Origin of the sequence: Enterobacter sp. BRE11 (assembly GCF_031844285.1) — a bacterium.
Taxonomy (GTDB): Bacteria; Pseudomonadota; Gammaproteobacteria; order Enterobacterales; family Enterobacteriaceae; genus Pantoea.
The window spans coordinates 265,800-292,514 of record NZ_JAUZUX010000003.1; the positions used below are offsets into that span (position 1 = coordinate 265,800).

20 protein-coding genes and 1 tRNA gene are annotated in these 26,715 nt (G+C 53.3%); 9 read left to right on the forward strand and 12 right to left on the reverse strand.

Features of this window, described 5'->3' with window-relative positions; genetic code table 11:
- Nucleotides 1–102 precede the first annotated feature (102 nt).
- The 6 genes from Q9R34_RS05050 to Q9R34_RS05075 form a co-directional block, all read right to left on the reverse strand.
- Nucleotides 103–3,546, reverse strand: coding sequence for an Eco57I restriction-modification methylase domain-containing protein (locus tag Q9R34_RS05050; protein ID WP_164474333.1), 3,444 nt, complete (start codon nucleotides 3,544–3,546; stop codon nucleotides 103–105).
- Nucleotides 3,547–3,641: 95 nt separating this feature from the next.
- A complete protein-coding gene (gene brxC / locus Q9R34_RS05055; RefSeq protein ID WP_164474334.1) occupies nucleotides 3,642–7,115 on the reverse strand; it encodes a BREX system P-loop protein BrxC in 3,474 nt (1,157 codons plus the stop codon).
- A 14-nt stretch (nucleotides 7,116–7,129) separates the two neighbouring features.
- Nucleotides 7,130–7,672 (reverse strand): BREX protein BrxB domain-containing protein, encoded by a 543-nt coding sequence (locus Q9R34_RS05060; RefSeq protein WP_045345931.1) that lies wholly within the window; start codon nucleotides 7,670–7,672, stop codon nucleotides 7,130–7,132.
- A gap of 4 nt (nucleotides 7,673–7,676) precedes the next feature.
- Nucleotides 7,677–8,438, reverse strand: a complete 762-nt coding sequence (locus Q9R34_RS05065) for a hypothetical protein (protein WP_164474335.1) — start codon at nucleotides 8,436–8,438, stop codon at nucleotides 7,677–7,679.
- A gap of 125 nt (nucleotides 8,439–8,563) precedes the next feature.
- A complete protein-coding gene (locus tag Q9R34_RS05070; RefSeq protein WP_164474336.1) occupies nucleotides 8,564–9,823 on the reverse strand; it encodes a tyrosine-type recombinase/integrase in 1,260 nt (419 codons plus the stop codon).
- Between the two features lie 198 nt (nucleotides 9,824–10,021).
- Nucleotides 10,022–10,106 (reverse strand) — tRNA-Leu (locus Q9R34_RS05075).
- 624 nt (nucleotides 10,107–10,730) lie between these two features.
- Here Q9R34_RS05075 and Q9R34_RS05080 point away from each other — a divergent pair.
- The 3 genes from Q9R34_RS05080 to Q9R34_RS05090 all read left to right on the forward strand — a co-directional run bounded on the left by Q9R34_RS05080 (nucleotide 10,731) and on the right by Q9R34_RS05090 (nucleotide 12,867).
- The gene (locus Q9R34_RS05080; protein WP_485892620.1) at nucleotides 10,731–11,432 is read left to right on the forward strand and encodes a hypothetical protein; all 702 of its coding nucleotides are present in this window, start codon (nucleotides 10,731–10,733) and stop codon (nucleotides 11,430–11,432) included.
- Nucleotides 11,433–11,682: 250 nt separating this feature from the next.
- Entirely contained in the window at nucleotides 11,683–12,162 is a 480-nt protein-coding gene (locus tag Q9R34_RS05085; RefSeq protein ID WP_485892621.1) for an Hcp family type VI secretion system effector, read from the forward strand.
- Nucleotides 12,163–12,345: 183 nt separating this feature from the next.
- Entirely contained in the window at nucleotides 12,346–12,867 is a 522-nt protein-coding gene (locus tag Q9R34_RS05090) for a YjjA family protein (protein WP_485892622.1), read from the forward strand.
- Nucleotides 12,868–13,124: 257 nt separating this feature from the next.
- On the opposite strand, the gene Q9R34_RS05095 is transcribed toward Q9R34_RS05090, so the two are convergent.
- From Q9R34_RS05095 to pdxR, 3 genes are all read right to left on the reverse strand, one after another.
- Nucleotides 13,125–13,364 (reverse strand): hypothetical protein, encoded by a 240-nt coding sequence (locus Q9R34_RS05095; protein WP_485892623.1) that lies wholly within the window; start codon nucleotides 13,362–13,364, stop codon nucleotides 13,125–13,127.
- Complete coding sequence (locus Q9R34_RS05100; RefSeq protein ID WP_485892624.1) at nucleotides 13,342–13,692, reverse strand: hypothetical protein; 351 nt, start codon at nucleotides 13,690–13,692, stop codon at nucleotides 13,342–13,344. The genes Q9R34_RS05095 and Q9R34_RS05100 overlap by 23 nt, the downstream gene beginning before the upstream one ends.
- A gap of 405 nt (nucleotides 13,693–14,097) precedes the next feature.
- Entirely contained in the window at nucleotides 14,098–15,489 is a 1,392-nt protein-coding gene (pdxR, locus tag Q9R34_RS05105) for a MocR-like pyridoxine biosynthesis transcription factor PdxR (protein ID WP_485892640.1), read from the reverse strand.
- Nucleotides 15,490–15,597: 108 nt separating this feature from the next.
- Here pdxR and Q9R34_RS05110 point away from each other — a divergent pair, with 108 nt between their 5' ends.
- From Q9R34_RS05110 to Q9R34_RS05120, 3 genes are all read left to right on the forward strand, one after another.
- Nucleotides 15,598–16,077 carry a carboxymuconolactone decarboxylase family protein gene (locus tag Q9R34_RS05110; protein WP_485892625.1) on the forward strand — a complete coding sequence of 160 codons (480 nt, stop codon included), beginning with the start codon at nucleotides 15,598–15,600 and terminating at the stop codon, nucleotides 16,075–16,077.
- A 94-nt stretch (nucleotides 16,078–16,171) separates the two neighbouring features.
- A complete protein-coding gene (locus Q9R34_RS05115) occupies nucleotides 16,172–16,807 on the forward strand; it encodes a hypothetical protein (RefSeq protein ID WP_033749355.1) in 636 nt (211 codons plus the stop codon).
- Between the two features lie 23 nt (nucleotides 16,808–16,830).
- Nucleotides 16,831–17,508, forward strand: coding sequence for a MarC family NAAT transporter (locus tag Q9R34_RS05120; protein ID WP_485892626.1), 678 nt, complete (start codon nucleotides 16,831–16,833; stop codon nucleotides 17,506–17,508).
- A 256-nt stretch (nucleotides 17,509–17,764) separates the two neighbouring features.
- On the opposite strand, the gene Q9R34_RS05125 is transcribed toward Q9R34_RS05120, so the two are convergent.
- From Q9R34_RS05125 to Q9R34_RS05135, 3 genes are read right to left on the reverse strand one after another with little or no spacing between them, the layout of a single operon-like run.
- Nucleotides 17,765–19,021: a c-type cytochrome gene (locus tag Q9R34_RS05125; protein WP_485892628.1), complete on the reverse strand. Its 1,257-nt coding sequence runs from the start codon at nucleotides 19,019–19,021 to the stop codon at nucleotides 17,765–17,767.
- Between the two features lie 4 nt (nucleotides 19,022–19,025).
- On the reverse strand, nucleotides 19,026–20,795 hold the full coding sequence (locus Q9R34_RS05130) for a GMC family oxidoreductase (protein WP_485892629.1): 1,770 nt from the start codon (nucleotides 20,793–20,795) through the stop codon (nucleotides 19,026–19,028).
- Between the two features lie 34 nt (nucleotides 20,796–20,829).
- Nucleotides 20,830–21,558 (reverse strand): gluconate 2-dehydrogenase subunit 3 family protein, encoded by a 729-nt coding sequence (locus Q9R34_RS05135; protein ID WP_434124343.1) that lies wholly within the window; start codon nucleotides 21,556–21,558, stop codon nucleotides 20,830–20,832.
- Nucleotides 21,559–22,140: 582 nt separating this feature from the next.
- On the opposite strand from Q9R34_RS05135, the gene Q9R34_RS05140 reads away from it, so the two are divergent.
- The 3 genes from Q9R34_RS05140 to Q9R34_RS05150 all read left to right on the forward strand — a co-directional run bounded on the left by Q9R34_RS05140 (nucleotide 22,141) and on the right by Q9R34_RS05150 (nucleotide 26,677).
- The gene (locus Q9R34_RS05140) at nucleotides 22,141–23,712 is read left to right on the forward strand and encodes an ABC transporter substrate-binding protein (protein WP_485892630.1); all 1,572 of its coding nucleotides are present in this window, start codon (nucleotides 22,141–22,143) and stop codon (nucleotides 23,710–23,712) included.
- A gap of 140 nt (nucleotides 23,713–23,852) precedes the next feature.
- Nucleotides 23,853–25,355 carry a helicase HerA-like C-terminal domain-containing protein gene (locus Q9R34_RS05145; protein WP_485892631.1) on the forward strand — a complete coding sequence of 501 codons (1,503 nt, stop codon included), beginning with the start codon at nucleotides 23,853–23,855 and terminating at the stop codon, nucleotides 25,353–25,355.
- A 41-nt stretch (nucleotides 25,356–25,396) separates the two neighbouring features.
- Nucleotides 25,397–26,677, forward strand: a complete 1,281-nt coding sequence (locus tag Q9R34_RS05150; RefSeq protein ID WP_485892632.1) for a DUF445 domain-containing protein — start codon at nucleotides 25,397–25,399, stop codon at nucleotides 26,675–26,677.
- The last annotated feature ends 38 nt before the right edge of the window (nucleotides 26,678–26,715 follow it).

The following is a 26,715-nucleotide window of genomic DNA, read 5'->3' on the forward strand; positions in this document are numbered from 1 at the left end:
AATAATGCATTTCGGTTCAGATCATGGATCCGAGGATGGCATATACAACCCCGGCTTTACTATCCAACAAGGTTGACACCAGATAGTTGAATACTGATTTAATCATCCGTGATTTTCCTTATTTTCATATTCGTCTCTGGCAGCTTGCTTATCTACAAGACTGATATGGTGGTCATTGATACGTGCCCCCTCTTTTTCACCATACTGCAGGCCCAGATAATACCAGGGGGCCGATTCAACGTCGTTGCCACGGTCTTTACCCCACTTAATATTGGGCTTAGTGCGTAAAACACCGGCCCCCTTCTTATCCACATCCGGTGCCTGCATAAACGGACGAATATTAAGGCGCACACCATCATTTAAATCCGGGTTCCAGCCCATAGGCTGTTCGTGTAACGGTTTCCAGCGCACAAAAATGTCGAGACCACTCTTGCCGGTGATGGCATCTCCTTTAAGGATGGCTTCCAGCGAGTCTTTGAGGTTTTTAGCCGCCATCAAACGACTTTCCGCACCATCAATGCCTTCTTTGAAACCATGCTCCTGAGTACGGATCCAGTCCCCAAGATAGGTATAAATCAGGCGTTCTAAACCCTGGTAATTGAGCTTATGGTAGTTAACCAGTACTGAGAATCCATCTTTAAGACCATCCCAGATTTGCCAGATAAACGGGCGGTGCTGGAAGAGTTTGCAATGTTGTTCAAAGAATTTATCCCGCAGCCAGGTTTCAAGGCTCTTACTGCCAACACTGGCAAGCAGCTCACTGAGCACACTGGAGGACCAGCCCTCTTCATAGGCAGCCTGAAGCATGGCTTCCAGACGAGAAGCCGCGGCTTTTTCACCACGAAGTGCTGGCAGGCAGACTATGCCATCATCATCCACGAGTTTAAGCAATTCATCAGATTTACCAAGCCAGTGAAGCATCTCATCAGCCAGTTCCATTTTGTCATCCAGCTCTGCTGGCCACCGGTACCCCAAAAGGCGAGCGACCGCAACTTGTAGTACTGTCTCATCAGTTCGCTTATCAGCGATAGCAGTCCATTTTTTTTCTTCATCCCAGATAACAGAGCCGCAGGGATGGCCATGGAAGATCCATTGTGTAGGCTCGTTAGTGTAGGGCTTAGGAAGCCCGTTAGGATATTTTTCATCGGCTACCTTGCGCCAGTATTCAATATCGACTGGCACCTGCCCAAAGTGGTTAACCTCAACACTAACTTTTTGATTAAATAACCTTAATTGGTATGTAAACTGTTCGCTAATTGCGAAACAATAAAGCGGAAGGAAGTAAGCTTCTTTCTTAGGTATTACGGCACAACACGTAGTATCCCACGCACTACCACTATAAATAGTGCATGGCAGGTCTGCCATCATACCAAACAATATTCCTGCACTCTCCCATTGTTCAACGTTTCTGAGGTATGCCGTAGGGCTTTTACTCAGCTCACCAGCTCCCCCATCCCACTTCAAAAGATCAGATGAGCCGTTTCCCCAGGTATTTCTTTTTTCTGGTGCTGAGCGATAAAGGATCCAATTATTTGATGTATTAAACACTTCCCAAAATTTTTTTCTATATCTTGGGTCATCCCCTGTACCTAACCCTTTATATGGGATTGCATAAGTATTGACTAATGAGGAAAAATTTTGAATATCTAAAGTTATCTGCATATCGGGATTATTCAATAACTTAATTTGTTCAACACTCTTCAACGGCTCAACCAACAATTTCTCGGCTTTCTCCGTAGCGGTTTTAGCTGCAGATACATCAACTCCATGCAGTAATGAGCCTTGAGGCGCAATACCCTTAGTAAGAGTGATCAAAATCGCCTGAACCACTTCACCGGAAATAGTTTCAAACGCTCTTGCCCCTAAACGCGCTACCAGATTCCAAGTATCTTCCGTCAGCAGCTTTTCACGAAACTTCTTATAACTCGTCAGGAAAAGCCAGTTTTGCGGTAAGACGACTGTTGAAGTGCCGCCAGTTGGACAGAAATTAATACACCGTTCCAGGAACACTGTCGCCAGGTCGGCCTTTGCTTCCGTGAAATGACTATCACTGAAGCCACGCAGTACATCGCACTGCTTGCCACGGGCCAGATAAGGCACATTGGTTGCTACCAGATGATAACTTTCAGACAACAATTTAGCTGCTACTGCCAGACCCTGAGCGGTCACCTCGGCTGTTTTTGCTTCATCGTCGGTTGCAGCTTTCGCATCCAGGAGAACCTGCCAGGGGGAATCTTTGCCTTCAGTTTTTCCTTCGTAATAAGCCGTATTGACGTCAATCAGGCTGCCCAGCACCGGGGCATCTTTGAAGGTTCGGGTAAACCAATTAAGTGCCTCGCTAATATCCGGATTGTGTTTAGCAAGCGCCAGCCATTCCTGGGTAGCTGCGCTGACATCCAGCCCTGAGCAGGCAATATTTAGTGCAGGCAGGGTACGATAACCACCGGCATTGGGATAACGCCAGGCCTCCAGCGCCAGAGCAAAGGCTGCAATCTCCACACAACGGCTGTCTAGTTCAAGGCCATAAAGGTTATCAGCAAGCACCTTATCTACAGCGCTTCTGGCATCAAGTCCTTCAAGCTGCATACGCATTGGCACCAGCATCAGGAATAATGCAACCAGAAAATGCCCTGAACCACAGCACGGATCCAGCGCTTTCAGTGCACGAACTTCCTGTGGCCAGCCATCAAACCAGCCACCGGCAGCTTGCCACAACTCACCCTGCTCATCGCTGGTTTTAACAAAACGCAGATATTCCAGCGGCACACCCTCGATAGCGGCAGCCTGACGCAAGGTTTTCTCATCACTGGCCGAGCGTAAATCCGCATCCGTCAGCTGTTTTTTCGCCCACCACGCTCCCAGGCTGTTATCCAGCAGGAAACTCACCATATAAGGTTCGGTAAACAGCTGTGTGACCGGGCTTAACTCATCCGCACCAATCGGAATACCCGCCGCATTTACTTCGTCTTTACGTTTGCTTTGCCAGAACTGGTAACACCATCCCAGGCTATCTTGTGCCTGAAATACCACACCAGGAAGTGTCAGAATCAAATCCTCTAATTCACGAATGCGGTCGATGGGAATTTGCAGCTCAAATATGGGGGAATCGACCCTAAATACCTGAGGCAGCATTCTCTGAGCAAGCTTGCCGGCCAGTTCCCAGCCATCTTTACAACCTTCTTCTTCAGCGTATTCCTGACAGTCGCTCAACGTGACAGCAAGATATTTATCCAGCATCAGCAGATTGTTTTGCTCCAAAAAGCGGGCAAACAACATACGATGCCAGTGCTCATAACTGACCTCCGCCCGCAGGCGTTCAGTTCCCTGCACACCATTGGCCTGCAGCTTGTCCCCCAACTGGCGGGCATGGGCACGCAGGCGATTACGCAGCTTACGCTCATTATCATTCAGGTATGCCGGAGCGTCCGCGGTTTCCACTCCTAAACGTATTAATGCTTCTGATGCAGCTTTTTCTATCAGTTCTCGGGCCCTGACAACAACTTTTTCCAGCTGATTTCTAAGCGTTTTATCCAGTGACTGTCGCATGTAGTACTCTTAAATTGAGGTTACTTCTAATTTTGCATATAGACTCGCACCTGAAGCCCAGACAAGGTTGTCTGAACTTCAGGAGTGATGAGAGGTTATTTCAACGATGCAGGACGATTTTCAGCTAAAGCGGACATAACTTCTTGTCTAACTTTTGCCAACCAGGAATCGAGTTCAGCCTCTGTTTCAATGACTGATTTTGGTAAAAGTACGATTTTTGCTTTAGGCACCAACATATCAACCGCATCCTGCCGCATACGGCTAAAACGGCCTGCCAAAGCAGAGGTTTTATCACTCCACTGTTCTAACGAGGTATTTTCAATACAATCGAGTACTCTGTCGTTATCAGATAATGGTGACATTTCCAGGTTGTCCAGATGATGCTTTGTCAGCAATTGCTCCTGCTGCTCTGTAGAAAGCTGGCTCCAGATTGCATCTTCATGCAATTCCTTTAGACATTCGTTATATTCAGTTTGAAAATCTTCGTACTTTTTCAAAATCGCAACGCGAATTCTTTCAATTACCTGCTTCAGCAACGGCTGTACTGGATCAGGATCGGCTAACAGACTTCGGTTTTGCTCAATCGCATGCACCTCGTTCATGAGCTCGTCAAAACCAACTAAATTTTGGCAATACTTAAGCGCCGATTTTAGTTCGCCCCAGCGAGCTTGTCTGACGAACACTTTTTCAGCAAGCCCTTTCCAACGCTCCACTTCATCGATAATATCGCGATGTCGTTCGAAGGCAGCCATTAGCTGTTCATTACCAGAAAGTCTCTCAACTTCAACAAGTAATTCTGCTTTTGGTGGTAATGGTAGTGGAGCGTCGCCTCCCGCTTTACGAGCCAATTGCTTAGCAGTTTCTATCGCATCTCTTAATTTGGATTGTTCTTCACCATTGGTACAGTTCAAACCAAGCGCATGGATCAAACTTCTAATGCCCGCCAACTGTCGCGGCGTCAAGCTAACGGTTTCAGGCCGAAAGTTGGTTTGAGAGACTTTGCTGCGCTCCAAACTTTTCGCATCGACTGATTTTTCCTGAGAGTCGCTTGCTTTCAATACACCAGCAGCCAACATGGTAAAAAGAGCGCCGTCAACGGTATCTTTCGGCCAGCCGAAAGGAGCAGACATAAAGTTTTCTCGTATCTCTCCCCCAGTTTTTGCAACACCGATATAGCGTTTAATGGCGACACAGACAGGGTGCTTTTCCACTTCATCATTATGGCCTACAGCTTCCAGAGCATTGGCATCAGCGAATTTACTTGCACGCTCAAATACCTTATCCCAACCTCTTTGATCTGCTTGCTTAAACTCTGTATAGAGCCGTTCACATGCTTTCTTACCTGCATTCTGGAACTGCTCAACTAGCGTGTCGCCAAGTACTTCGCTCCCACCAGCCATTTGTACCTGGATACCATCAATAATTTCTTTAAGAATCAGTTTCTTGGTGCGCTCAGCTTCATACTTCCGGTGCTCCATTGCAGCGCGAGCGTCTTTACCCGCATCCGTAGAGGGTATCCCACTCACTTCCAGAGTTGTTTCCGCCGCTTTAAAATCGACAATTGCGCTCAGTAGCTCATTACGGCGAATGGATGGAACATGAATGAAAATAGTGGCGTCATCAGGGTTCGCACTACGCACTGCATCCTCGAAAACTTTTTCTTTACATTCAAGTACATGAGCATAGAGATTTTTTTTAGCATCGGCAGGAAGATCCTGATCGAAACACACGGTGATCTTACGGGGTTCGTTACTGACCCCTTGATTCACGCTACCAAACCCTAGGGCAGTGTTAACACGGTTTTTTATTTCGAGGCTGCGGAACGTTTCTAAACGCTGTGGGTTACCGCGTAGATCATTTTGTTGTTGTTTGAAAGTATCATGCCACTGCTGGCTTTCAAGCGTTTGCAACCTGTATTCAACACCTGCACTAGTATTCATTGGCAGTAAGTCGCCGTCATCAACCAGTTGTTGAATTAAATGTGGCAATTTTGCTCTCAGTTCATGCTTACCATCACTTAAATGTTCCAGAAGCAAATCAGCGAGGAAAGCTTCCGTTGAGGCAATACCGTGATTGATATCTGTTGGTAGTTTACTAATGAGTAGTATCAACGAAAGCACTCTACCCTGGAGGACTTCATCTTCGTCCCCAGCCTTGAAGCGAGCTATCTTTTCGTAGATCTCTTTGCCAATAACACCCGTTTGTAGCAGGTTGATTGCAATTTGTTCATAGATAAAATCGGCAGGGACAACTGAACCCAACGGTTTAAGCGCCGTAGATTTTGTGGCCTCATGCACTACACGTAACTGATTTCGTAGTTGGGATCCGGTTCCGGTTTTATCCAGCGCAGGAAGGACTCGCTCCCAGAAACGACGACGCACTGGCAGTAACGGATAGTCTGCAACCATCCATTTTTCATCGTCTTTATGAGCTTCAATAACAGAACCACTCATATGACGATTAATCTCACCGAGGTTATGATGTACCACGGATTCGATCTCAGCTCTGGCAGTTTCTTTCTTCTGGAGAATAACTTTCCGGATTACCGCATCGACATCAGTATCCTCAAGCTGAACAGAAATCTGGAAACGCCCCATAAGGCGTTGCAGGTTTTGCAACCCGGATAAGGCGCTTTGCCCTGTGGCGACGAAAAGCAATTTCGACTTAAGTGCACCAGCTTTACAGCATGTTTCAACGGTCTCTTGCACAAGATGAGCACGATCTGGATCATCAGCGATATACTGCTGAACCTCGTCAAGAACAACCAAAGTTAAGGGCATTTCGCCTTCATTTGACAATGCATCAACAATCGACTGAACCATTTCCGTATTTGATACATCATCAACAATTTTATATTGCGCACGCAGCATATCTCGTACTTCTTTAGCATCACTTCCAAGAGATGGTAAAGCATGTAACAGCGCATTCGCCATGACTGGTGAAACATGGAGATTGCGCAGTTCTTTCTTCCAAAGGTCTTCGCCTTCTTTACCTTTGGCATGCTGTTGGATGTAAGCTTTTACTTGCTCAAGCACCCCTTCAGATCTTAACCAAAGTTCAAATTGGGCAAGATGATATTGCTCAGACAACCCAGCTGATTTGAAAATGATCGCCAACAAGGCTAATCGAACTTTGTCTTCTGCTCCCGCCCCCAAAGTTCCTGACGCGGCATGAAGTCCTCCCAGTCGACTTCCCAATGTTGAAAGTTCGTCAAAATATTGTCGTACATCATCGGGTAACTCAACCAATGAGCGAGCATCTGCTCCGCTCTCCATTTTCTGATTCACCCAAAGGGTTCTGAGCATTTTAGCTAGATGCGATTTCCCAGAACCGAAAAAGCCTGAAATCCAAACTGCAGGTTGTTCACCAGAACTTTTAACGTTTCGTAAGTAGTTGCTAAGAATATCAGCCATGCCTTTGGCATAAGCCCCGCTACAGACAAACGTCCGCAGCTCATAATCTAATGTTTCAAGAGCCCCTTTGGAGAGATCATCTTTTACCTCAGCCACACCGTTGTTGGCCAATTTGCTTTCCAGAGGGTCAAGTTTATAAATTTCGCGGTTTAGCATTTTTCTTTACCTAGTTAAGCTATGGTGATCGCAGTGGCTTGATATCCCCAGCCATCTTTGGCATCGAGCAGTTTGTAGTTATTCTCATGATATTCTCCGGGGAAAAATACCACCAAGCGTCCCTGTACTTGAGTCGTTAAAGATTTAACTAAAGCGGAGACTGATACAAAGCCGAACATGGTCCCACATCCCATAAGAGCCACTACAGATTCAGGTGTTTGGTGCGCATTAATCTGCTCATGGAGTTTCGACACAAGCTCTTCAGCAAAATAGTCATAGCTTCCTTCCAGATACTCTGGATCTTCGAAATAAGCCTCTTTGTAGTCCTGTCTGGCCATCCAGTAGGGGAACTCATTGGTCAAGTCCAACAACAGCCATGGGTGCTCGCTTTCGATGCATGCATGCTCAAATTCAGTCATGCGAGCACGAAGCTTAAGCTCATCCTCTTTGTCATATACGACAAAGATAGCTTTCTCTTCAGCTGAGATATTGTTACCCCATGGCACACTAATGTGACTGGAAAAACTTTTCAGTAATTTTGACAATCTGTCAGACATCACGTTATTCCTTAACTAGGAGATTCAGAGGTGCAAAAGACACTTCAACGACCTCACTGGCTTGTTTGAAATTAATCAGGCCGCGCAAAGTTGCTCTATATGCAAGCTCGTACAAAGTTGTTTCATCAACTGGTAATAGTTTCATCCAAAAGCTATCAAACAAACGTTTACCTGAAAGCCCCTGGAAGTACCCAAGAAGTAGAGCAAAAACCACGTTCACATACGTTACTTTTGGGTCAGTACGTTGTTTTTTAACCTTACCCGAAAGATAACCTGATTGAGTCCATGTGCCACTAATGTTTCGAGCAAATGACTGAATTGATGCCTGACTAAATCGATCTGGATCGTCTTTTGCTAGGTGTTCTTCCATAACGCTTCTGGGTAAGATTTGCCCAAGCTTAAGTGCCGTAATGACCCCAACAGATTCTCGAAGTAGTGGATCTCTTGCAATAGCCAATTGCAGTGCGAGTAGAGGCTGAGCTTCTTCAGATAGCTCCCAAAGTTGACGAAAAAATTTGAACAAAGGTATGTGCGGAGACATCCCATAAAGACCAACCATGTGCCGATAAGTTAGTTTCCTGGCACTAGAACTGGGTTTATGAAGAATATTGTCATCCACAATGCTTACCCTATATTCTTCTTGTAAGGTGTTCTCAGGCCGTGCCTGGAGCAATATCTTCAATTCTTCGATCATCATGCAACGCGCTGCATGAGGTCCATTTTTTCCAAACTTGAATCCATACTGAACTAACTGCTCATGGTTCATCAGGATACCTCCTCAAATCCGAGTACTAAAAGCCATTTTTGATAAAAAAACTGCTTTCGTTCTGCTTTAGCACTCAAGTATATTGTTCATAAACATGTAAAGCCATTATCTGCAACTATCTTGATTTAACTGAATAAATGGTTACCAAAGTCGAATGGGCTAACCCTACTTTCACGATTTCTATCCAGATAATCCGCCCACCACTGTAACATCAACCTACGCTCCCCAAGATGTTCCGCCTTATGGATGTAAGCCGCACGCACAGAGTTACGTTCCTGATGGCTCATCTGCCGTTCTACTGCATCCCTCGACCACAACCCCGATTCTATCAGTGAACTACAAGCCATGGTCCTGAAACCATGCCCACAGACTTCCGTTTTCGTGTCATAGCCCATCACTCGTAGAGCCTTGTTCACCGTGTTCTCACTCATGGGTTTACGCGGATCGTGATCTCCTACGAAGATCAGGTCAAGGTTCCCATTCATGCTTTTGATCTTTTCCAAAATAGCCAGAGCCTGCCGCGACAAAGGAACAAGATGTGGAGTCCGCATCTTCGAACCACGCTGAGAATGTTTAACACCTTCCAGCGGTTCACGCTCACCTGGAATCGTCCACATGGCCGTTTCAAAATCCACTTCTGACCAGCGAGCAAAACGTAGTTCGCTTGAACGGATGAAAACTAACAACGTGAGCTCGACAGCCAGTCGGGTTAATGGTCTGCCAGAGTAGTGATCGATGCGGTGAAGTAATTCAGGAATACGTTCAAGATCCAAAGCCGCACGATGCTGTCTTTTCGCCGTAGCAACCGCACCGGCAATCTCTTGCGCAGGATTGTAGTCGATTAAGCCGCTCTGAACGGCAAACCGCATAATCGCGGTAGTTCGCTGTTGCAAACGAGCCGCAACTTCGAGACGCCCGGACAACTCCACCGCTTTAATGGGTACAAGAAGATCCCGAGTCTTAAGCTCTGCAATGTTCCGCTTCCCAATGGCAGCAAAGAGATTATCTTCAAGGCTTTTCAATACACGAGCGCTATGCGATGCAGACCACTTTTGATTGCTGGCATGCCAGTCTCTGGCAACCACTTCAAAAGTTATCGCCTCTTGCTCCTGCTCTACCTTAACGGCTTTCTTGTTTTCACTGGGATCGACGCCATTAGCTAATAGCTTACGGGCCTCTTCCCTGCGTGCCCTGGCATCCGCCAGCGAGACTTCAGGGTATTTCCCAATCGCCAACATCTTCTCCTTACCGCCAAAACGATAACGCAGCCGCCAGTATTTGGAACCGTTAGGGTGAACCAGCAACACCATGCCTTCACCGTCAGTAAGCTTATAGGCTTTTGCTTCAGGTTTAGCCGAACGAACCTTCACATCACTCAGAGCCATGATGAGTATCCTTTCAAGGGTTCTGTGTGGGTACAAACATTATCGAACCGGGATATACCCGCAGTTGTACCCGCATCAGTAAGTTGATGTAGATTGAATCAGGTTGACTTAGGTTGAGTGAAAAAGCGAGGAAAGCCTTGCGGATACTGGATTTCAGGCACAAAAAAAGACGTCCGTTGACGTCTATTGATGTTCCGATGGTGCCGAAGGCCGGACTCGAACCGGCACGTATTTCTACGGTTGATTTTGAATCAACTGCGTCTACCGATTTCGCCACTCCGGCACGGAAGGGATGCGGAAAACGCTGAGGATTATACCCTTACCCACCAGTCGCGCAACCGGAATCACCAACCCTTCACGCTAAACGCTGAAAAAAACATCACCTACCAGTAAGGCGTTCAAAAGATTGGAGTCTCGTCTAAATGCGTGACGCTATGAGCAGGTGCTTACAACGCCTTTTCAAAAAAGCGAAACGCGGACTAACAGTACAGGCAAGGAAGCCATGCCCTCTTATCTCAGCAGGCATGATGGCGCCACACATAAAAACTTGCACTATTGATATCCCTTTTCGCGAAGCACTCTCTTCCATTGTTAGCCAGAAGCATTGCCATGGCATCTGGATAACTTTACCCCGGCTTTCTCATTACTGCTTTACTTAATTGAATACTTCCCCTCCCCCGAGCGTCCACATTAATTACAGGAAGGTTTTACTTATAAAAATAAAATCCACAATGAAACAACTTTACGACAACAGAAAGACAAAAGCACTCTTACAAGCCATCCTTTTTCACAACGATTTTATTTCTTTATTTATGATCTTCCCATGCTCATTTTGCGTAATCTTGAAGCAGAATAAATTGCGCGCGCCTGAAATATAGGCCAGTAGCATTAAGTAAAGGGATAAAGGATGTATCATAGCGAAAGAATATTTAAGGAAATGCAGGATAATAACATCCTCTCGGCCAAAGCATTAGATCGGGCCGTCGCGGGTGTCCGTGATGCTGTTGAAGAACAGGTTGGCAAAATTGACGCAGGAATGACACGCCTGATAAATTATGGCTCATGTTTTACAACGGATTTCTATGATAAGTGCACAGAGCAGAAGGTTGAAGACCAACGCTTTTTTGCAGGTATCTATCACCTCCTCAAGAAAAAAGAAATATTCACAGAAATGCTTGAGGCCTATTTTGAAGTTGTTTTTGACGGCCGTGACTCTCGACAACTACAAAATATTAAGCGCATGCTGATGCAATTTAATATACATATCGCAACGAGTACATTAACCAGCAGAGCACTTGCAACTGGTGTTGCCATGACTGTATGCATGTCACTAAATGTCAGTCTGCCGCTTAGCCGCTTTGCTGGAAGCACGTTGGGGGCAGCAGCATCGATTACAGGCGTCTACGGTATCGTTCAGGAAGCTGCAGAGAGCGCAAACCGTTTGAAAATATTGCACCCAGATTATTACCAGGCCCTCTATATCCTTGAGCTTGAGATGATGTTCTTTCTTATTGAGGATAGATTTTTAAATGCGGGGGCTTTGCGGCAGCAATGGTTATCTGATGATGAAGTTGCGGATATTATTTACAAGCTGGTGAGGTTTCCATGATTAATTTTTTAAAGCGGCTGCTAAAAGTTGAAATGCAGCTCACATTCTGGTCATGGTTTCCTGGCATCACGACAATAATATTCTTTTTTTTCGCTGTTAACTTTTTTCCTGATTATATGATTTCTCTTACCATAGCTTTTTGGATTGCTATGGTTTGCTTAGCGTATTTTCTGTGGCCGCCAGTTAAGTAAATTTGCTTTGATATGCATTTAATCGCTTTGCTGGCTTTTTCGACAAAAAGGACTTCACTATGTCAACACCCGCTCACCTGTGGCTCACTGATGAAAACGGATCTCCTGTGGTCGGTGGCTGCTTGATACCCTCTCGCACCGGCTCCATAGAACTGAAATCCCTATCCCATAACGTCACCATTCCTGTCGACCCACACTGGGGAAAGCTCACTGCTACCCGAGTGCATTCACCCGTAGTAATACAAAAGGAATTTGATCAAACGACCCCCGTCCTTTTTCGTGCGCTCTGTGAAGGCCGCACCTTAAAGAAAGCTATGATAAGAATGTACCGCATCATCGATGCTGGTGTTGAGAGTGAATATTTCAATATCGTACTGGATAACGTAAAGATAACCACTATCTCACCCGTTTTACGCCCTGGCGGACAGGCCAGTACGCATCTTGAAAATATTGAACTGCGTTACGAGTCGATTACCTGGAAATATACCGAGGGTAATATTATTTATCGCGACACCTGGAATAATCTGGTCAGAGCATGAATAGCTGCGACACCTTCATCACTGTCCCGGCTATGCTGCGACAGCCCCAACCCTCCCCCTACAGAATCCTCCGATTCCCCCCCTTCTTCCCTCCCGCACTCGGAACTTTCTCACCCCATGTTCCTCTTAGCAACACTGGCGCAGCAACGCATCGCGCGCAGGTTGAACATTAACGAGGGTAAAATGAATAAAACCACGCTAGGCACAATTTTGGGGATGGGGTTCAGCGCGCTGCTGCTGGCAGGTAGCGCATCAGCGGCAAGCTGGCAGGATCAGCTGAGCAGCGCGGCGTCGCAGCTCAGCCAGCAGAACAACAGCAACACCAGCGCGACCAACAGCACCGCGCAGAACGGCGGGCTGTCGCTCGGCTCGCTGACGGGCCTGCTGAACGGCGGCGACAAGGCGGTCAGCGCCAACAGCATGACCAACGCCGCAGGCGTGATGCAATACTGCGTGCAGCACAACGTGGTGGATAACAACGTGAAGTCGGTAAAAGAGCAGGTGCTGGACAAGCTCGGCCTCAGCACCCAGACGGCGCAGACGCAGAACACCGACTACCAGCAGGGCATCGCCGGCCTGCTTAACACCGGCAACGGCCAGCAGCTGAACCTGCAAAGCCTGAGCAACTCGCCGATGGGCGAGAAGCTGAAAACCAAAGCCTGCGATGTCGTGCTGAAGCAGGGCAAAAAATACATCGGCATGTAATCCGCCGCTGTACCGGCGCGAGCTGTCCCTCGCGCCTCTCTCCCGCTGTCAGCCATTGCCCGTAATCCGGGTTCTGCATCATCCATATTGCTGGGGTTGTTGTCTCATGCTATCCGCAGCGAAGTCGGATGCGAGAGTCTTAGTTACTGTCACATCGCTAACCAGCTGCGCGCCAGCCATATGCAGGGCGCGCGGTGGGTGCTGGCGGCGGCATTGGGTATAAAAAAGGCCCGTTAAAGCGGGCCTGTAGACAGATGTTATTTCTCTTCACGCGATCCACTCATAAAATAAAGAGTCAGATCCTTAAAAATTGATATTCCCCCATAGAAACAATACAAAACCACTAAGAATCTTGCTATTCCCGGCGGCAACCAGGCCAACCAGCCATCTTGAGGGAAAATATCAACTGAAGTCAGGATCACACCTGCTGTAAGAATCCCTGGAAGGGTGCAAGCAGATTTGATTCTTTTTTCTTTACCAGGTGCATTGTGCGCCATAATTATGCCCCGAACCGCCACCGTTGCCATTGCCATTGCCGTTTGAAAAACACTGACCTGTCACGGCCCCTGTTAGCCCATTTTTTATTGCATTGGGCACTGAGGGTGCACCAGAAAGGGCGCCAGCGATAATTCCAACTGCACAAGGATTATCATGAAGAACAGAACCCAAATCTAACCCACAAGAATTGGTTCCTACAAACCCACCACCTTGTCCGCCATAGCTTATATGGCCGGTATAATTGTTAGGGTTGTTGAAGGACTCATATTTACCCCCCCCGTTGGCACCCGCAACGTTAACAAGCTGTGCTTTATTCAAAAGTTCCATATTCGAATCTCCTGATAATTATCCATCATGAAGGTAAGCAGCGCTGCGTGATTATCGTACTCACAGATAGCCATATGGTAAAATAAAACGCAGGCATTTAAAAAGGCGCAGTATTTATCTGAAATAAATAGGTTTTCCTCAAAAAAACCCTCGGTAATTTCGCAAATATTCCAAATTGGATTAATTAACTTTATAAAATCACATAATAATGAGGTGTGAATCACATTATTTTCCACGCATGAAAAAACAATGTTAATCGTCACTATTTTTTCACAGCGACTTTTAAACACAGATAGTACAGCGCGGAGAAGTCGCTTTGCTGGGGTATTTGAATTAAAGGAGCCAGTAAGTCACCGTTAATAATTCGGCTGCTGGCGCCTGGCTACTGCTTATTCCTTCACAGCCCTAACGCCCTGCTACCCTTCTCGTCTCCTCCTCCACCCCCTGCAGCAGCGCCAGCGCCTGCTCACAGGATCGAATACTGGTATAGCCAATCACCAGCCCGTAGCGCTTCTGCGTCTGCATATACCAGCCGGAGAGCGGCAGCACGCGCAGCTGATGTCGCTGCCACACCTCCGCCAGCGCCACATCCTGAATGCCGCGCCGCAGAAAGGCGACGATATGCATGCCGCCGTCGCTGAGCTGATACTCAAACAGATCCGGGAAGCACGCCTGCAGCGCGTCGAGCATCATGCGCCGCCGCTGCTGGTAGAGAATGCGCATCCTTTTGATATGGCGGTAGAAGTGCCCTTCGCTAAGGAACTGCGCGAGGATTTTCTGCGGCAGCAGCGGCAGGCCGTTCTCCAGAATCTCGCCCAGCTCGCGAAAGCTCGCCAGCGTCGTTTTGGGCATCACCAGATAGCCGATGCGCATCGCGGGCATAATAGTTTTACTGAAGGTGCCGGTGTAGATCACCCGGTCGTGCGTATCGAGGCTTTTTAGCGCCGGGATCACCTTGCGCGTGTAGTGAAACTCCCCGTCATAGTCATCCTCGATAATCCAGCTCGCGTTCTCCTGCGCCCACGCCAGCAGCTGATGCTTGCGCGGCAGCGACAGCGTTACCGCCAGCGGGCTCTGATACGTCGGCGTCACCACCGCAAAGCGCGCGTCGGCGTGGTAGCGCAGCAGATGATCGATGTTGATCCCGTCGCGATCGACCGGCACGTAGTGCAGGTTGGGCGCGATCCGCTTCAGCAGCTTCTGCCCGAAGAAGTAGCCGGGATCCTCAAACAGCACCTTGTCGCCCGCCTGCGCCAGCACCGCCAGGATCAGCCGCAGGTTGGCGCGATAGCCGCTGGTGATAAAGATCTGCTCCGGCTGACAGTCGAGCCCGCGCGAGATGTTGAGGTAGCTGGCGATCGCCTCGCGCAGCGGCGTATAGCCCATCACCGGCGGCATCAGCATCTCATCCGGCCGCAGGCTGCGCACCGCTTTGCCGGAAATCAGCAGCCACTTCTTCAGCGGAAAGGCGTCCAGCGACGGAACGCCGAGCCGCATCTCGCCCTTGCTCTCCCGCTGCTCAATGCGCAGCGGCAGGTCGCTCTCCTCTGGCTGCCACGCTGGCTCCTCTCTGGTGACAGGCGTAAGCGCCGGGTTGACGCGCGTGCCCTTCGCGCCCTGGCTGACGAAGTAGCCTTCGCCGACAAGGATCTCATAGGCGGCCTCCACCGTTTTGCGCGCCACGCGCAGCTCGCTGGCCAGCACGCGGATCGCCGGCACGCGGTCGCCCGGCTTCAGCACACCCGCCTGGATCTGCTGACGATAGCGCGCGTAAATCTCTTTGTATCCCACCGCGATGTCCTGCCTGTTTTCACGTTTTATGGCCCTTTTTACTCTGACATAGAAGGCTATGATGCCTCCAGTTTTTAACCGCTCTCCATTACCGTTCTGCAGGAGGAAACCCTCATGACGTTACGCATTAACCACTTCAAAACCGTCCCGGCGCTGGCAAATGCCCTGGGCGAGGTCTCACTGGCGCTACGCAAAACCTCGCTGGACGCCACGCTCAGGCATCTGATAGATGTCCGCGCCTCGCAGCTTAATCACTGCGCGTTCTGCCTTGATATGCACGTGAAGGAGGCGAAGCTGGACGGCGAGCGCGAGCTGCGTCTGCATCACGTCGCCATCTGGCGCGAGTCGCCGCTGTTTAATGCGCGGGAGAAGGCGGCGCTGGCGCTGACCGAAGCCCTGACGCGCCTCGGCGAACAGGGCGTGAGCGAGGCGCTCTACGGCGAGCTGCGCGAGCACTTCTCCGAGGTGGAGATCAGCGAGCTGGCCTTTGCCATCGCGCTGATCAACAGCTGGAACCGCCTGCAGATCCTGTCGCAGATGGCGCCGGGCGCGCTCGACAGCGCCTACGGGCTGGACCGCGCTGAACTGCATTAATTTTAACGCCAGCAGCGCAGGCTGCTGGTTGCCCCATGTTTTTCTGCGCGCCCTGAAGCTATAGTGACGTTTTGCACTACAAAGGACAGCACGCATGAAAGGCATCAATATTGCGATTTACTTCGATCCCGATCTCATTTTCGCGACCGTGCACCAGCCGGACGGCAGCTATCTGAGCAAAAACTTTCAGTACGACGATGCGGTAATTGAAGAGATTTATCAGTGGCTGGAACAGTTCACCCCAAATCGCACCCATATCTGCCTGCTTGAGCACGATACCGCCGATATCCTCGCCGACGAACTGGTGGATAACGGCTATCACGTTCATCGCGTCAGCACCCACCTGATGCTGGAGTGGTTTACCTCCTCGCCGCCCGCCACGCCGGACGGCTCGCCGGTGCGCGCGCTGCTGCGCTATCTGGAGGAGGAGAAGCCGGAACAGTATGTGTCGCGCACGCCGCAGATCGAGGCGCTGCTCGATATGTTCGACGATCTCGACGCGCTGGAAGAGGTGGAAGAGGAAGATGACGAAGACAGCCTGCCGGATGACGTGCTGCGCCTGGTGAAGCAGAAGAAGATCACCGCGCTCGCCGCCGCGCAGAGCCTGATCCCGGAGTTGAGCGAACGCATCCGCGAGCACCTGATGCGCTATCCGGAGCTGATGACGCCCGAGCTGCTGGAAGATTTTTTCCCGGAGCTGCTGGAAGCGATGGAACGGCCTAAACACTAATCCCGCGACGGAAGAGGACGCATATGCAGGCGTTATTAGAAGCGGTGGGATTAGGGCTAATCGTGCTGCTGCCGCTCGCCAACCCGCTCACCACCGTGGCGCTGTTCCTGGGGCTGGCGGGCGAGATGAACTTCAGCGAGCGCAACCGTCAGGCGCTGCAGGCCTCCATCTATGTATTCGCCATTATGATGGTGGCCTGGTACGCGGGCAACGCGGTGCTCAACACCTTTGGCATCTCGATCCCCGGCCTGCGCATTGCGGGCGGGCTGATCGTCGCCTTTATCGGCTTTCGCATGCTCTTTCCCGCGCAGCCGGTCGGCCACTCGGTGGAGGCGCAGCACAAGCAGGATGAGCTGGATAACAGCAGCACGCATCAGGAGCCGGTCAATATCGCCTTTGTGCCGCTGGCGATACCGAGCACCGCCGGTCCCGGCACCATCGCGATGATCATCAGCACCGCCTCCACGGTGAAAAGCGGCGTCGATTTTCCCGCGTGGGTGATTACCGCCGCGCCGCCGCTCACCTTTCTGCTGGTGGCGCTGATCCTGTGGGTCGCGCTGCGCAGTTCCGGCAGCATTATGAAGCTGGTGGGGAAAGGCGGCATCGAGGCGATTTCGCGCCTGATGGGCTTTTTGCTGGTCTGTATGGGCGTGCAGTTTGTGATTAACGGCGTGCTGGAAGTGGGACATAACTTCCATTAAGGCCGATGTCGAAGAGCGCACATCAGGCGGTCAATATGTTCTATCAGGCAGCTAACAAACTTGAAACGCGGGTGACATGGCCCGAAGAGCAAAGCGTCCCGCGACAGGGATGTCGCGGGCCGAGCGGGCAAGGATGCGTAAAGCGCCTTTGCGATCGGGCCTTGTCACCTGCGTCTGCACATAACAGCCAACAAAAAAGGGCGCCGCGGCGCCCTTCTCTTACTTCTCAGCCGTCTGAAAGAAGACGCTGTGCCCTTTAGTCGTGCTTCAGCGACTTCCGCACATCCGCAACCTGATCCTTGCTCACCGCTGGCGCATTGTTGCTCCAGCCCTGACGGATAAAGGTCGCGAGCTGCGCCACTTCGTCGTCACTCAGACGCTTGCCGAAGCCTGGCATCGCCAGCGTCGACGGCGCCTTCTCGGTAGAGGGCTGCTGCGCGCCTTCCAGGATAGTGTGGATCAGCCCGGTCGGATCCTTGGCGTTAACGATGGTTGCCTGATCCAGCTCCGGGAAAATCCCCGGCGCGCCCTTGCCGGTAACAAAGTGGCAGGCGCCGCAGTTGTCGATGTAAAGACGCTCGCCTTCGCTCAGGTTCTTCGCCGCCGTCAGCTTCGCTTCGGTCTGCTGCTGCGCCTGCACGTTGTAGGCCTGCAGCGGCGGATTGCCGCCAAGGAACTTCAGGTAGGCCGCGATCGCTTTGAGATCGGCGTCGGTCATATGCGAGCTGCTGTGCTCAATCACCGACTTCATCTCGCCGCCTACCGCTGCCTTATCGTTACGGCCAGTCTGCAGGTAATCGACGATCTCCTGCTCGCTCCAGCGCGGCAGACCGCGCAGCGACGGCACGTCCCAGTTATTCAGGCTGCCGCCCGCCAGGAACTTCTCATCGCCGCTGTCCAGCGCCTTCTCGTTCATGCCGAGGCCGCGCGGCGTGTGGCAGCTGCCGCAGTGGCCGAGGCTCTCGACGATATAGGCGCCGCGGTTAATCTCTTCAGAGGCACCGCCGATCGGCTGGAACGGCTTGTCGCTGGTGAACGCCCAGTTCCAGAAGCGCATGCCCCAGCGCTGGCTGAACGGAAAGCTCAGGCTGGTCTCCGGCGGCTGCTCGGCGCTCGGCTGTACGCCCTTCATGAAGTAGACATAGAGCGCGTGCATATCTTCATCGCTGATTTTGGCGTAGTCCGGGTACGGCATCGCCGGATAGAGGCGCGAGCCGTCCGGCAGCACGCCTTTGCGCACCGCGTCGGAGAACTGCTGCTCGCTGTAGTTGCCGATACCGTGCTCTTTGTCCGGCGTGATGTTGGTCGAATAGATGGTGCCAAGGTTCGACTCAATCGCCAGTCCGCCAGCGTAGTCTGGCTTGCCCGCAACGGAGTGACAGGCCATACAGTCGCCGAGGCGCGACAGGTATTCACCCTTCTTGATCAGCTGGGCCTCATCTTCCGCATGCGCCTGACTCGCCATGCATCCCAGCAGCACGGCGTTGGCGAGTAACAATGATTTCAGTTTCATATGCTTATGCCTGTACCAGTGGACCGGGGTTCTTCAGATACTGTTCCTTGATCGCCTGCGCCGCCATCAGGGTAATCGCGCCGATGGTATCGGTCGGGTTCGCCTGGAAGTTCTGCGGGAAAGCGTTGCCGCCCGGTACAAACACGTTATGCACGTCCCAGCTCTGCAGATACTTGTTCAGCGCCGAGGTCTTCGGGTTGTCGCCCATCACCGCGCCGCCCACGTTGTGGGTGGAGACGTACTTGGTCAGGTCGAAGTTGGCGTCCATCGGCAGGAAGCTCATGCTCATGCTGTCCGGGTTCAGCTCTTTGCCGATATTGCCGACGATGCCCTTCAGGTACTGCTGCAGCTTGAGCTCGTTCTGTTTCCAGTTAAAGGTCATGCGCAGCAGCGGCTGGCCGCGGTGGTCGGTGTAGTTCGGATCGAGGTCCAGATAGACATCGCGGTACGACTGGCAGGTCGTGGTGATGCTGATCTTCATGGAGTGGCCGTACCACTCTTCCAGACCCTCTTTGTAGCCCATGCCCCAGCTCGGCGTGCCTTTCGGCAGCGCGGTGGCGATCGGCGTACCGGTGGCCTGCGAGCTGTGGATCTTCGCGCCGCCGAGGAAGCCGAGGCCTGGGCCATCGAAGTTGCCTGGCGAGATGTCGTTGAACATCTGGCCGGTGGCGCCTGCGGTGGCGTACGGGTTGAAGTTTTTATCCTTGAAGAACAGGGTCGCGCCGCCGTTCGACAGGAAGGCGTAGTTGCGTCCTACCACACCCTCTTCGGTAATCGGGTTGTACGGCTTGCCGATGCCGGAGAGCAGCATCAGACGCACGTTGTAGAGCTGGAAGCTGGAGAGCACGACAATCTTCGCCGGCTGGAACACTTCATTGCCGTCGACGTCATAGTAGATCACGCCTTTGGCGGTCTTCTTGTCGTCATGCAGCACCACCTTCACCACTTCCGCGTGCACTTCATAGGAGAAGTTCGGCATGCGCTTCAGCGCATCCATCACCGCGGTCTGCGGCGACGCTTTGGAGTAGTTCAGGCAGGGATACTTCGAGCAGTAGCCGCAGTAGTTGCAGGGAGCGATTTGGTTGCCGTACGGGTTTTTCCACGCGCGGGAGACGCACGCCGACGGGTTCGGGAACGGATGGTAGCCCAGCTTCGTCGCCGCCTCTTTAAACATCACGTTGTTCAGCGTGTCTTCCAGCGCCGGCAGCGGATAAGGCTCGGAGCGCGGGCCTTCGAACGGATCGCCGCCTTCCAGAATCTGACCGCGCAGGTTGCCGGTGGTGCCCGACTGGCCGCAGATCAGCTCAAACTTATAGTAGTAGGGCTCGATCTCATCCCAGGTGAACGGGAAGTCCATCACGCGCATATCTTCCTGCAGGATGCCCGGCTTGTAGGCCTCGTCCACGTAGGTTTTCAGCTTGATGTCGGTCGGCGTCGGACGGATCAGAACCGCCGTCCAGTGCATGCCTGCGCCGCCCACGCCGGTGCCCGGCGCGAAGGCGCCCCATTTGCGGGTCGGCAGCGCGGTCTGGGTGGTGTCGTAACGCACGGTGACCGCCACCTCTTTCGGCGTGGCGAACACTTTGTTACGCACGTTATAGGCGTATTCGTCAGCCGGTTTCGGGTAGGCGAAATCGGGGTAGTCGCGCTCGCCGCCGCGCTCCAGGGCGCGCACTTCAAGGCCCGCCAGCGCCAGTTCGATGCTCATCAGCGAGCCGGCCCAGCCGAGGCCGCAAACGACGACGTCGACTTCTTTTTTAGTAATCTGTGCCATGATAATCCTGTCTCAAATACCTGATTCAACGCCGTTAAGCGCGTTCACCCAAAAGGCTGACCGGTCCCAGCGGATAAGGCACGTTGTGCTGCTTCACCCATTCAGTGAAGCTGGCGCGCGCGCCGGGGAAGCCGATGGCGATCCAGGCTTTCATGCCTTTATTACCGCCGTACATCGGATCCGCGAGATAGCCGTGCTTGGTATCAGAGAGCAGCTGGCTGAAGAACTGCGACGCTTTCAGATTGCCTTCGCCCAGCGCGGCGAAGTCGATGCCGTTCTTGTTGAGCTTGGTCAACACGTCATCTTTCTCTTCCAGCGTGAGCTGCTGGAACGGCTTGTTATAGGTGGTCTGCACCCACTGCGTCACCAGCTTGATCGCCGTGTGGTACATCTGCTGCGGCGTAAACGGAATCTGGTAGCCGAAGGTCGGATCGGCGTGGACGTTGAACGGGCCCTGCAGGTAGATCTCGTCGCCGAACTCGCTGGTCTGCAGCTGCTGGTCAATAAAGATCGGCACGTTGGTTTCCAGCGCGCCTGGCGCTTTGCCTTTGCCGCCTGCCGGGATCAGGCGATCGGTTGCGGCCAGAATAAACTGCCACTCGTCCGCGCTAAAAAAGCCCGGTTTATAATCGGCCAGATCCGGCGCGGCCATTTCTGCTGCCTGTGCGGCGGTCAGCCCTTTTAAAACCAGGTCACCTAGCGGCAATGCCAGTAGAGACCCGAGCAAAAACTTTCGTCTGGTGGTGGGTTTATCAAGAAGCATAGCGGCACGACTCTCACTTGCTGTAAAAGTAATATATTTGTTAAACACAAATCTTATCGGTCATTTCCGCGGCAATATTAGGGATATATATATGTCTAAATGTAACAATAAAAGTAGAAATGTGTTTTAGTGAAAATTTATAATTGTGTTATTGGATGGTTACAGACGGGTAACGGGCTGTGAAGACAGGAATTTTGTTTAAATATGCACAATTGATTATTTATTGAACAGAAAATTTGTGCGCAGGACCATTTTTATTTACGCTGCGTGACAGTTGCCAAAAATAATCAATCAAAAAAAATCATACTTCCATACAAGAGAACTATTCTCATCAGCAACAATATATTCACTTAATTACAGCAGCAATGACATATAACGGAAAATGTGATCGTTCTTTTATCACGCGCCTGTTTTGAGGCGGCGGCTGAATAAATGCATTCCGCTCATACCCTCCGCGCTAAAACCGGAAAAAGCGCGAAAAAAGCAGACGATCTTTTTATGCAAAGCTCATAACAAAGCGGCATTTTGACTCTGGCGCGCCGCGGATATAGTCGGCTTATCAACGACTCAGGATAAACCTCTATGCGACGCATTTTGCTTGTGATGTTAAGCGCGCTGGCCTTCGCGCCGATGGCGCACGCCGGAACGCCAAAAGATACGCTGGTTATCGCCGTGCCGCTCGACGGTATTATCAGTTTCGATCCGGCTGAGAGCTTCGAAACGGTCAGCAACAGCAGCCTGCGTAATGTTTACCAGACGCTGGCGGAGCCGAATAAAGACGACCCGCAAAAGCTGTCGCCGCTGCTGGCGCGCAGCTGGCAGCCGGGCGAAACGCCCCACAGCCTGATCTTCAACCTCAACCCCGATGCACGCTTCGCCAGCGGCAATCCGGTGACCGCGCAGGATGTCATTTTCTCCCTGACGCGCGCGGTGAAGCTCAACAAAGCGCCCTCCTTTATTCTCGGCGAGTTCGGCTGGACGCCGGAAAATATCGACAGCCAGTTCACGGCGCTCAATGACCACCAGCTGGCGATCCGCTGGCCGGCGCAAATCGGCCAGGATCTGGCGCTGCGCCTGCTCACCGCGCCGGTCAGTTCGGTTGTCGACAGCAAAACCGCGCTGCAGCACGCCAGCAACAACGACACCGGCAACGGCTGGCTGAAGACCCACTCCGCGGGCAGCGGCGCGTTTTCTATCAAACAGTTTGTGCCGCTGCAGGCGCTGGTGCTGGAGGCCAATCCGCACGCCGTACCGCAGCCGCACCTGAAGCGCGTGCTGCTGAAGGGCGTCGCCGATCCCGGCACCCGTCGTCTGCTGGTGCAGCAGGGCGACGTCGATGTCGCCTACCAGCTCGGCCCCGATCAGATCGCCGCGCTGAAGCGCGATGCCAACGTGCGTATCGACGCCTTCCCGTCGAGCCTGGTCTACTATCTCGGCTTCAACACCAAAAACGCCCAGCAGCCGGCGCTCGGCAACCCGGCGCTGTGGCAGGCGGCGCGCTGGCTGGTGGACTACGACAGCCTCGCCAACCAGCTGCTGAAAGGCCAGTACCGCATCCACCAGAGCTTCCTGCCGGACGGCTTTGACGGCGCGCTCAACACCACCCCGTTCCACTACGACGTCAGCAAGGCAAAGGCGATCCTCAGGGATGGCAACATCGCACCGGGCACCCATATCGCCCTGACGGTGGTAAACCAGCCGCCCTATATCGACGTGGCGCAGGCGCTGCAGGCGAGCTTCGCGAAAGCGGACGTTAATCTGGATATTCAGCCGGTAGCGGAGTCGGAGCTGTGGAGCAAAATGCGCGGCCGCGACTTCCAGTCCATCTTCATTTACTGGGGCGCGGACTATATCGACCCGAACACCAACGCCAGCGCCTTCGCCTATAACGTGCCGGGCGGCTCGAAAACCCTGGCGTGGCGCGTGGGCTGGGATATCCCGGCGCTGAGCGCCGAGACGCGCAGGGCGGCGGGCGAAAGCGATGCCGCGCAGCGCCGCGCGCTCTACACCCATTTGCAGACCGAGGTGCAGCAGAATTCGCCGTTCGTCACTATTCTGCAGGGCGCGCAGCAGGTGGCGGTGCGCAAGAACCTCAGCAACGTTAAGCAGGGCATCGGCGTCAGCATGCTGATGCTGGACGAGGTGCAAAAATAATCCTTGCGGCGCGCAGGCATCGCCCCGCGCGCCAGCCTTAACGGCGCTTATATCGCACAGCCGTTTCAGCGCAATCCTCTCACTTTCCCCCGCCGCGCTTGCTATCCTTCAGACACTGTCCTTTGCCAGAGAGTGAACCTATGACCGCCCCGCTGCTTATTGCCCAGACGCCCGATGTGCAACTCCACCTTCTGCCCGCGATGGCGAACCGCCACGGGCTGATCACCGGCGCGACCGGCACCGGCAAAACCGTGACGCTGCAGAAGCTGGCTGAATCCTTCTCCACCATCGGCGTGCCGGTGTTTATGGCGGACGTGAAAGGCGACCTGACCGGCATCGCGGCGGAAGGCCAGCAGAGCGAGAAACTGCTGGCGCGGCTGGCGAAGATCGGCGTCACCGACTGGCAGCCGCAGCGCAGCCCGGTGATGCTGTGGGACGTTTTCGGCGAGCAGGGCCACCCGGTGCGGGCCACCGTCTCCGACCTCGGCCCGCTGCTGCTGGCGCGCCTGCTGAACCTTAATGAGATCCAGAGCGGCGTGCTGCAGATTATCTTCCGCGTTGCCGACGATCAGGGACTGCTGCTGCTCGACTTCAAAGATCTGCGCGCGATGACGCAGTACATCGGCGACAACGCCAAAAGCTTCCAGACGCAGTACGGCAATATCAACAGCGCGTCGGTGGGCGCCATCCAGCGCGGGCTGCTGGCGCTGGAGCAGCAGGGCGCAGAGCACTTCTTCGGCGAGCCGATGCTCGATATCCGCGACCTGATGCGCGTCGACGCCGACGGCAAAGGCTTTATCAATATCCTGGCGGCGGACAAGCTCTACCAGCAGCCGAAGCTCTACGCCACCAGCCTGCTGTGGCTGCTGTCGGAGCTTTACGAGCATCTGCCGGAGGCGGGCGACCTGGAGAAGCCGAAGATGGTGTTCTTCTTCGACGAGGCGCACCTGCTGTTCAATGACGCGCCGCCGGTGCTGCTGGAGAAGGTGGAACAGGTGATGCGCCTGATCCGCTCAAAAGGGGTCGCCGTCTGGTTCGTTACTCAGAACCCCGCCGACGTGCCCGAGAGCGTGCTCGGCCAGCTCGGCAACCGCGTGCAGCACGCGCTGCGCGCCTTTACGCCAAAAGATCAGAAGGCGGTGAAGAGCGCCGCCGACACCCTGCGCGCCAACCCGGCTTTCAACACCGTTGAGGAGATCCAGGCGCTGGGCACCGGCGAAGCGCTGATCGCTTTCCTGGATGAAAAAGGCAGCCCGTCGGTGGTCGAGCGCGCGATGGTGATCGCGCCCGGCTCGCGCATGGGGCCGGTTACCCTCGACGAGCGCAACGGCCTGATTAACCACTCGCCGCTGGCGGGCAAATATGATGAGGAGGTCGACCGCGAGTCCGCCTATGAGAAGCTGCAGCAGGGCGTGAAAGGCGCCAGCGAGCAGGCCAATGCGCCGCAGGCGAAAGGCAATCAGGTCCAGGTCGACGACAACATTCTTGGCGGGCTGAAAAAGGTGCTGTTCGGCCATACCGGCCCGCGCGGCGGCAAGCATGACGGCATCGTGCAGAGCGTGGCGAAGAGCGCCACGCGGCAGATCGCCAACCAGATCATTCGCGGCGTGCTCGGCAGCCTGCTGGGCGGGCGCCGTCGCTAAGGCGGTTTCCGCGGCGGTTTCGCCTCTGCTAAGCTGTGAGCATGGATAAATTGCGCGAACTTAAACGGACTAAACGTCTGGCGCTCGGCCTGCTGCTGCTGGCCGCCGCCACCTTTATCACCACCCTTTTTCTGCCGCCCAACTTCTGGGTCAGCGGCGTGAAGGCGATCGCTGAAGCGGCGATGGTTGGCGCGCTGGCGGACTGGTTCGCCGTGGTCGCGCTGTTTCGCCGCGTGCCGGTGCCCTTTATCTCGCGCCATACGGCGATTATTCCGCGCAATAAAGATCGCATCGGCGACAACCTCGGCCGTTTCGTGCAGGAGAAGTTTCTGGATACCGACTCGCTGCTGGCGCTGATCCGCCGCCACGACCCGGCGCAGATGCTGGCGCAGTGGCTTAACGCGCCGGGCAATGCCGACCGCGTCGGGCGTCATCTGTTGCAGGTGATGCGCGGCTTTCTCGATCTTACCGACGACGCGCGCATCCAGGCCTTTATGCGCCGCGCGGTGCATCGCGCCATCGACAAGGTCGATCTGTCGCAGACCAGCGCGGTGCTGCTGGAGAGCCTGACCAAAAACAACCGCCATCAGGAGCTGCTCGACGCGGCGATCGATCAGCTGCTGCGCCTGATGCACAAGCCCTCCACGCGCGACTTTATCGCCCTGCAGATTGTGCGCTGGCTGAAGCGCGAGCATCCCATTAAGGCCAAAATGCTGCCGACCGACTGGCTGGGCGAGCACAGCGCCGAGCTGGTCGCCAACGCCGTGGATTCGGTGCTCGACGACGTGGCGGCCGATCAGGGTCATGAGCTGCGCCTCGGCTTTAACCGCGCGGTGGACCGGCTGATTGAGAAGCTAAAGCACGATCCCGAAATGGCGGCGCGCGCCGAGGAGATCAAGCGCTGGATTAAAGAGGACGCGTCGCTGAACCGCTATATCGGCGAGCTGTGGAACGACCTGCGCGCCTGGCTGAAAACCGATCTCAACAGCGACGACTCGCGCGTGCAGGAGAAGGTGCGCCAGGCGGCGCTCTGGCTGGGCGAGAACCTGGCGCGCGACGACGCGCTGCGCGCCTCGATGAACCGTCATCTGGAGGAGGCCGCGCGCAGCGTCGCGCCGGAGTTCGCCGCCTTCCTGACGCGTCATATCAGCGATACGGTGAAGAGCTGGGACGCGCGCGATATGTCGCAGCAGATCGAGCTGAATATCGGCAAGGATCTGCAGTTTATCCGCATCAACGGCACGCTGGTGGGCGGCACCATCGGGCTGATCCTCTTTCTGCTGTCGCAGCTGCCAGCGCTGTTGCCTGTGCTGGCGCGTTAACGCCACTCGCGGCAAAAAACAAAACCCGCTTTTTAAGG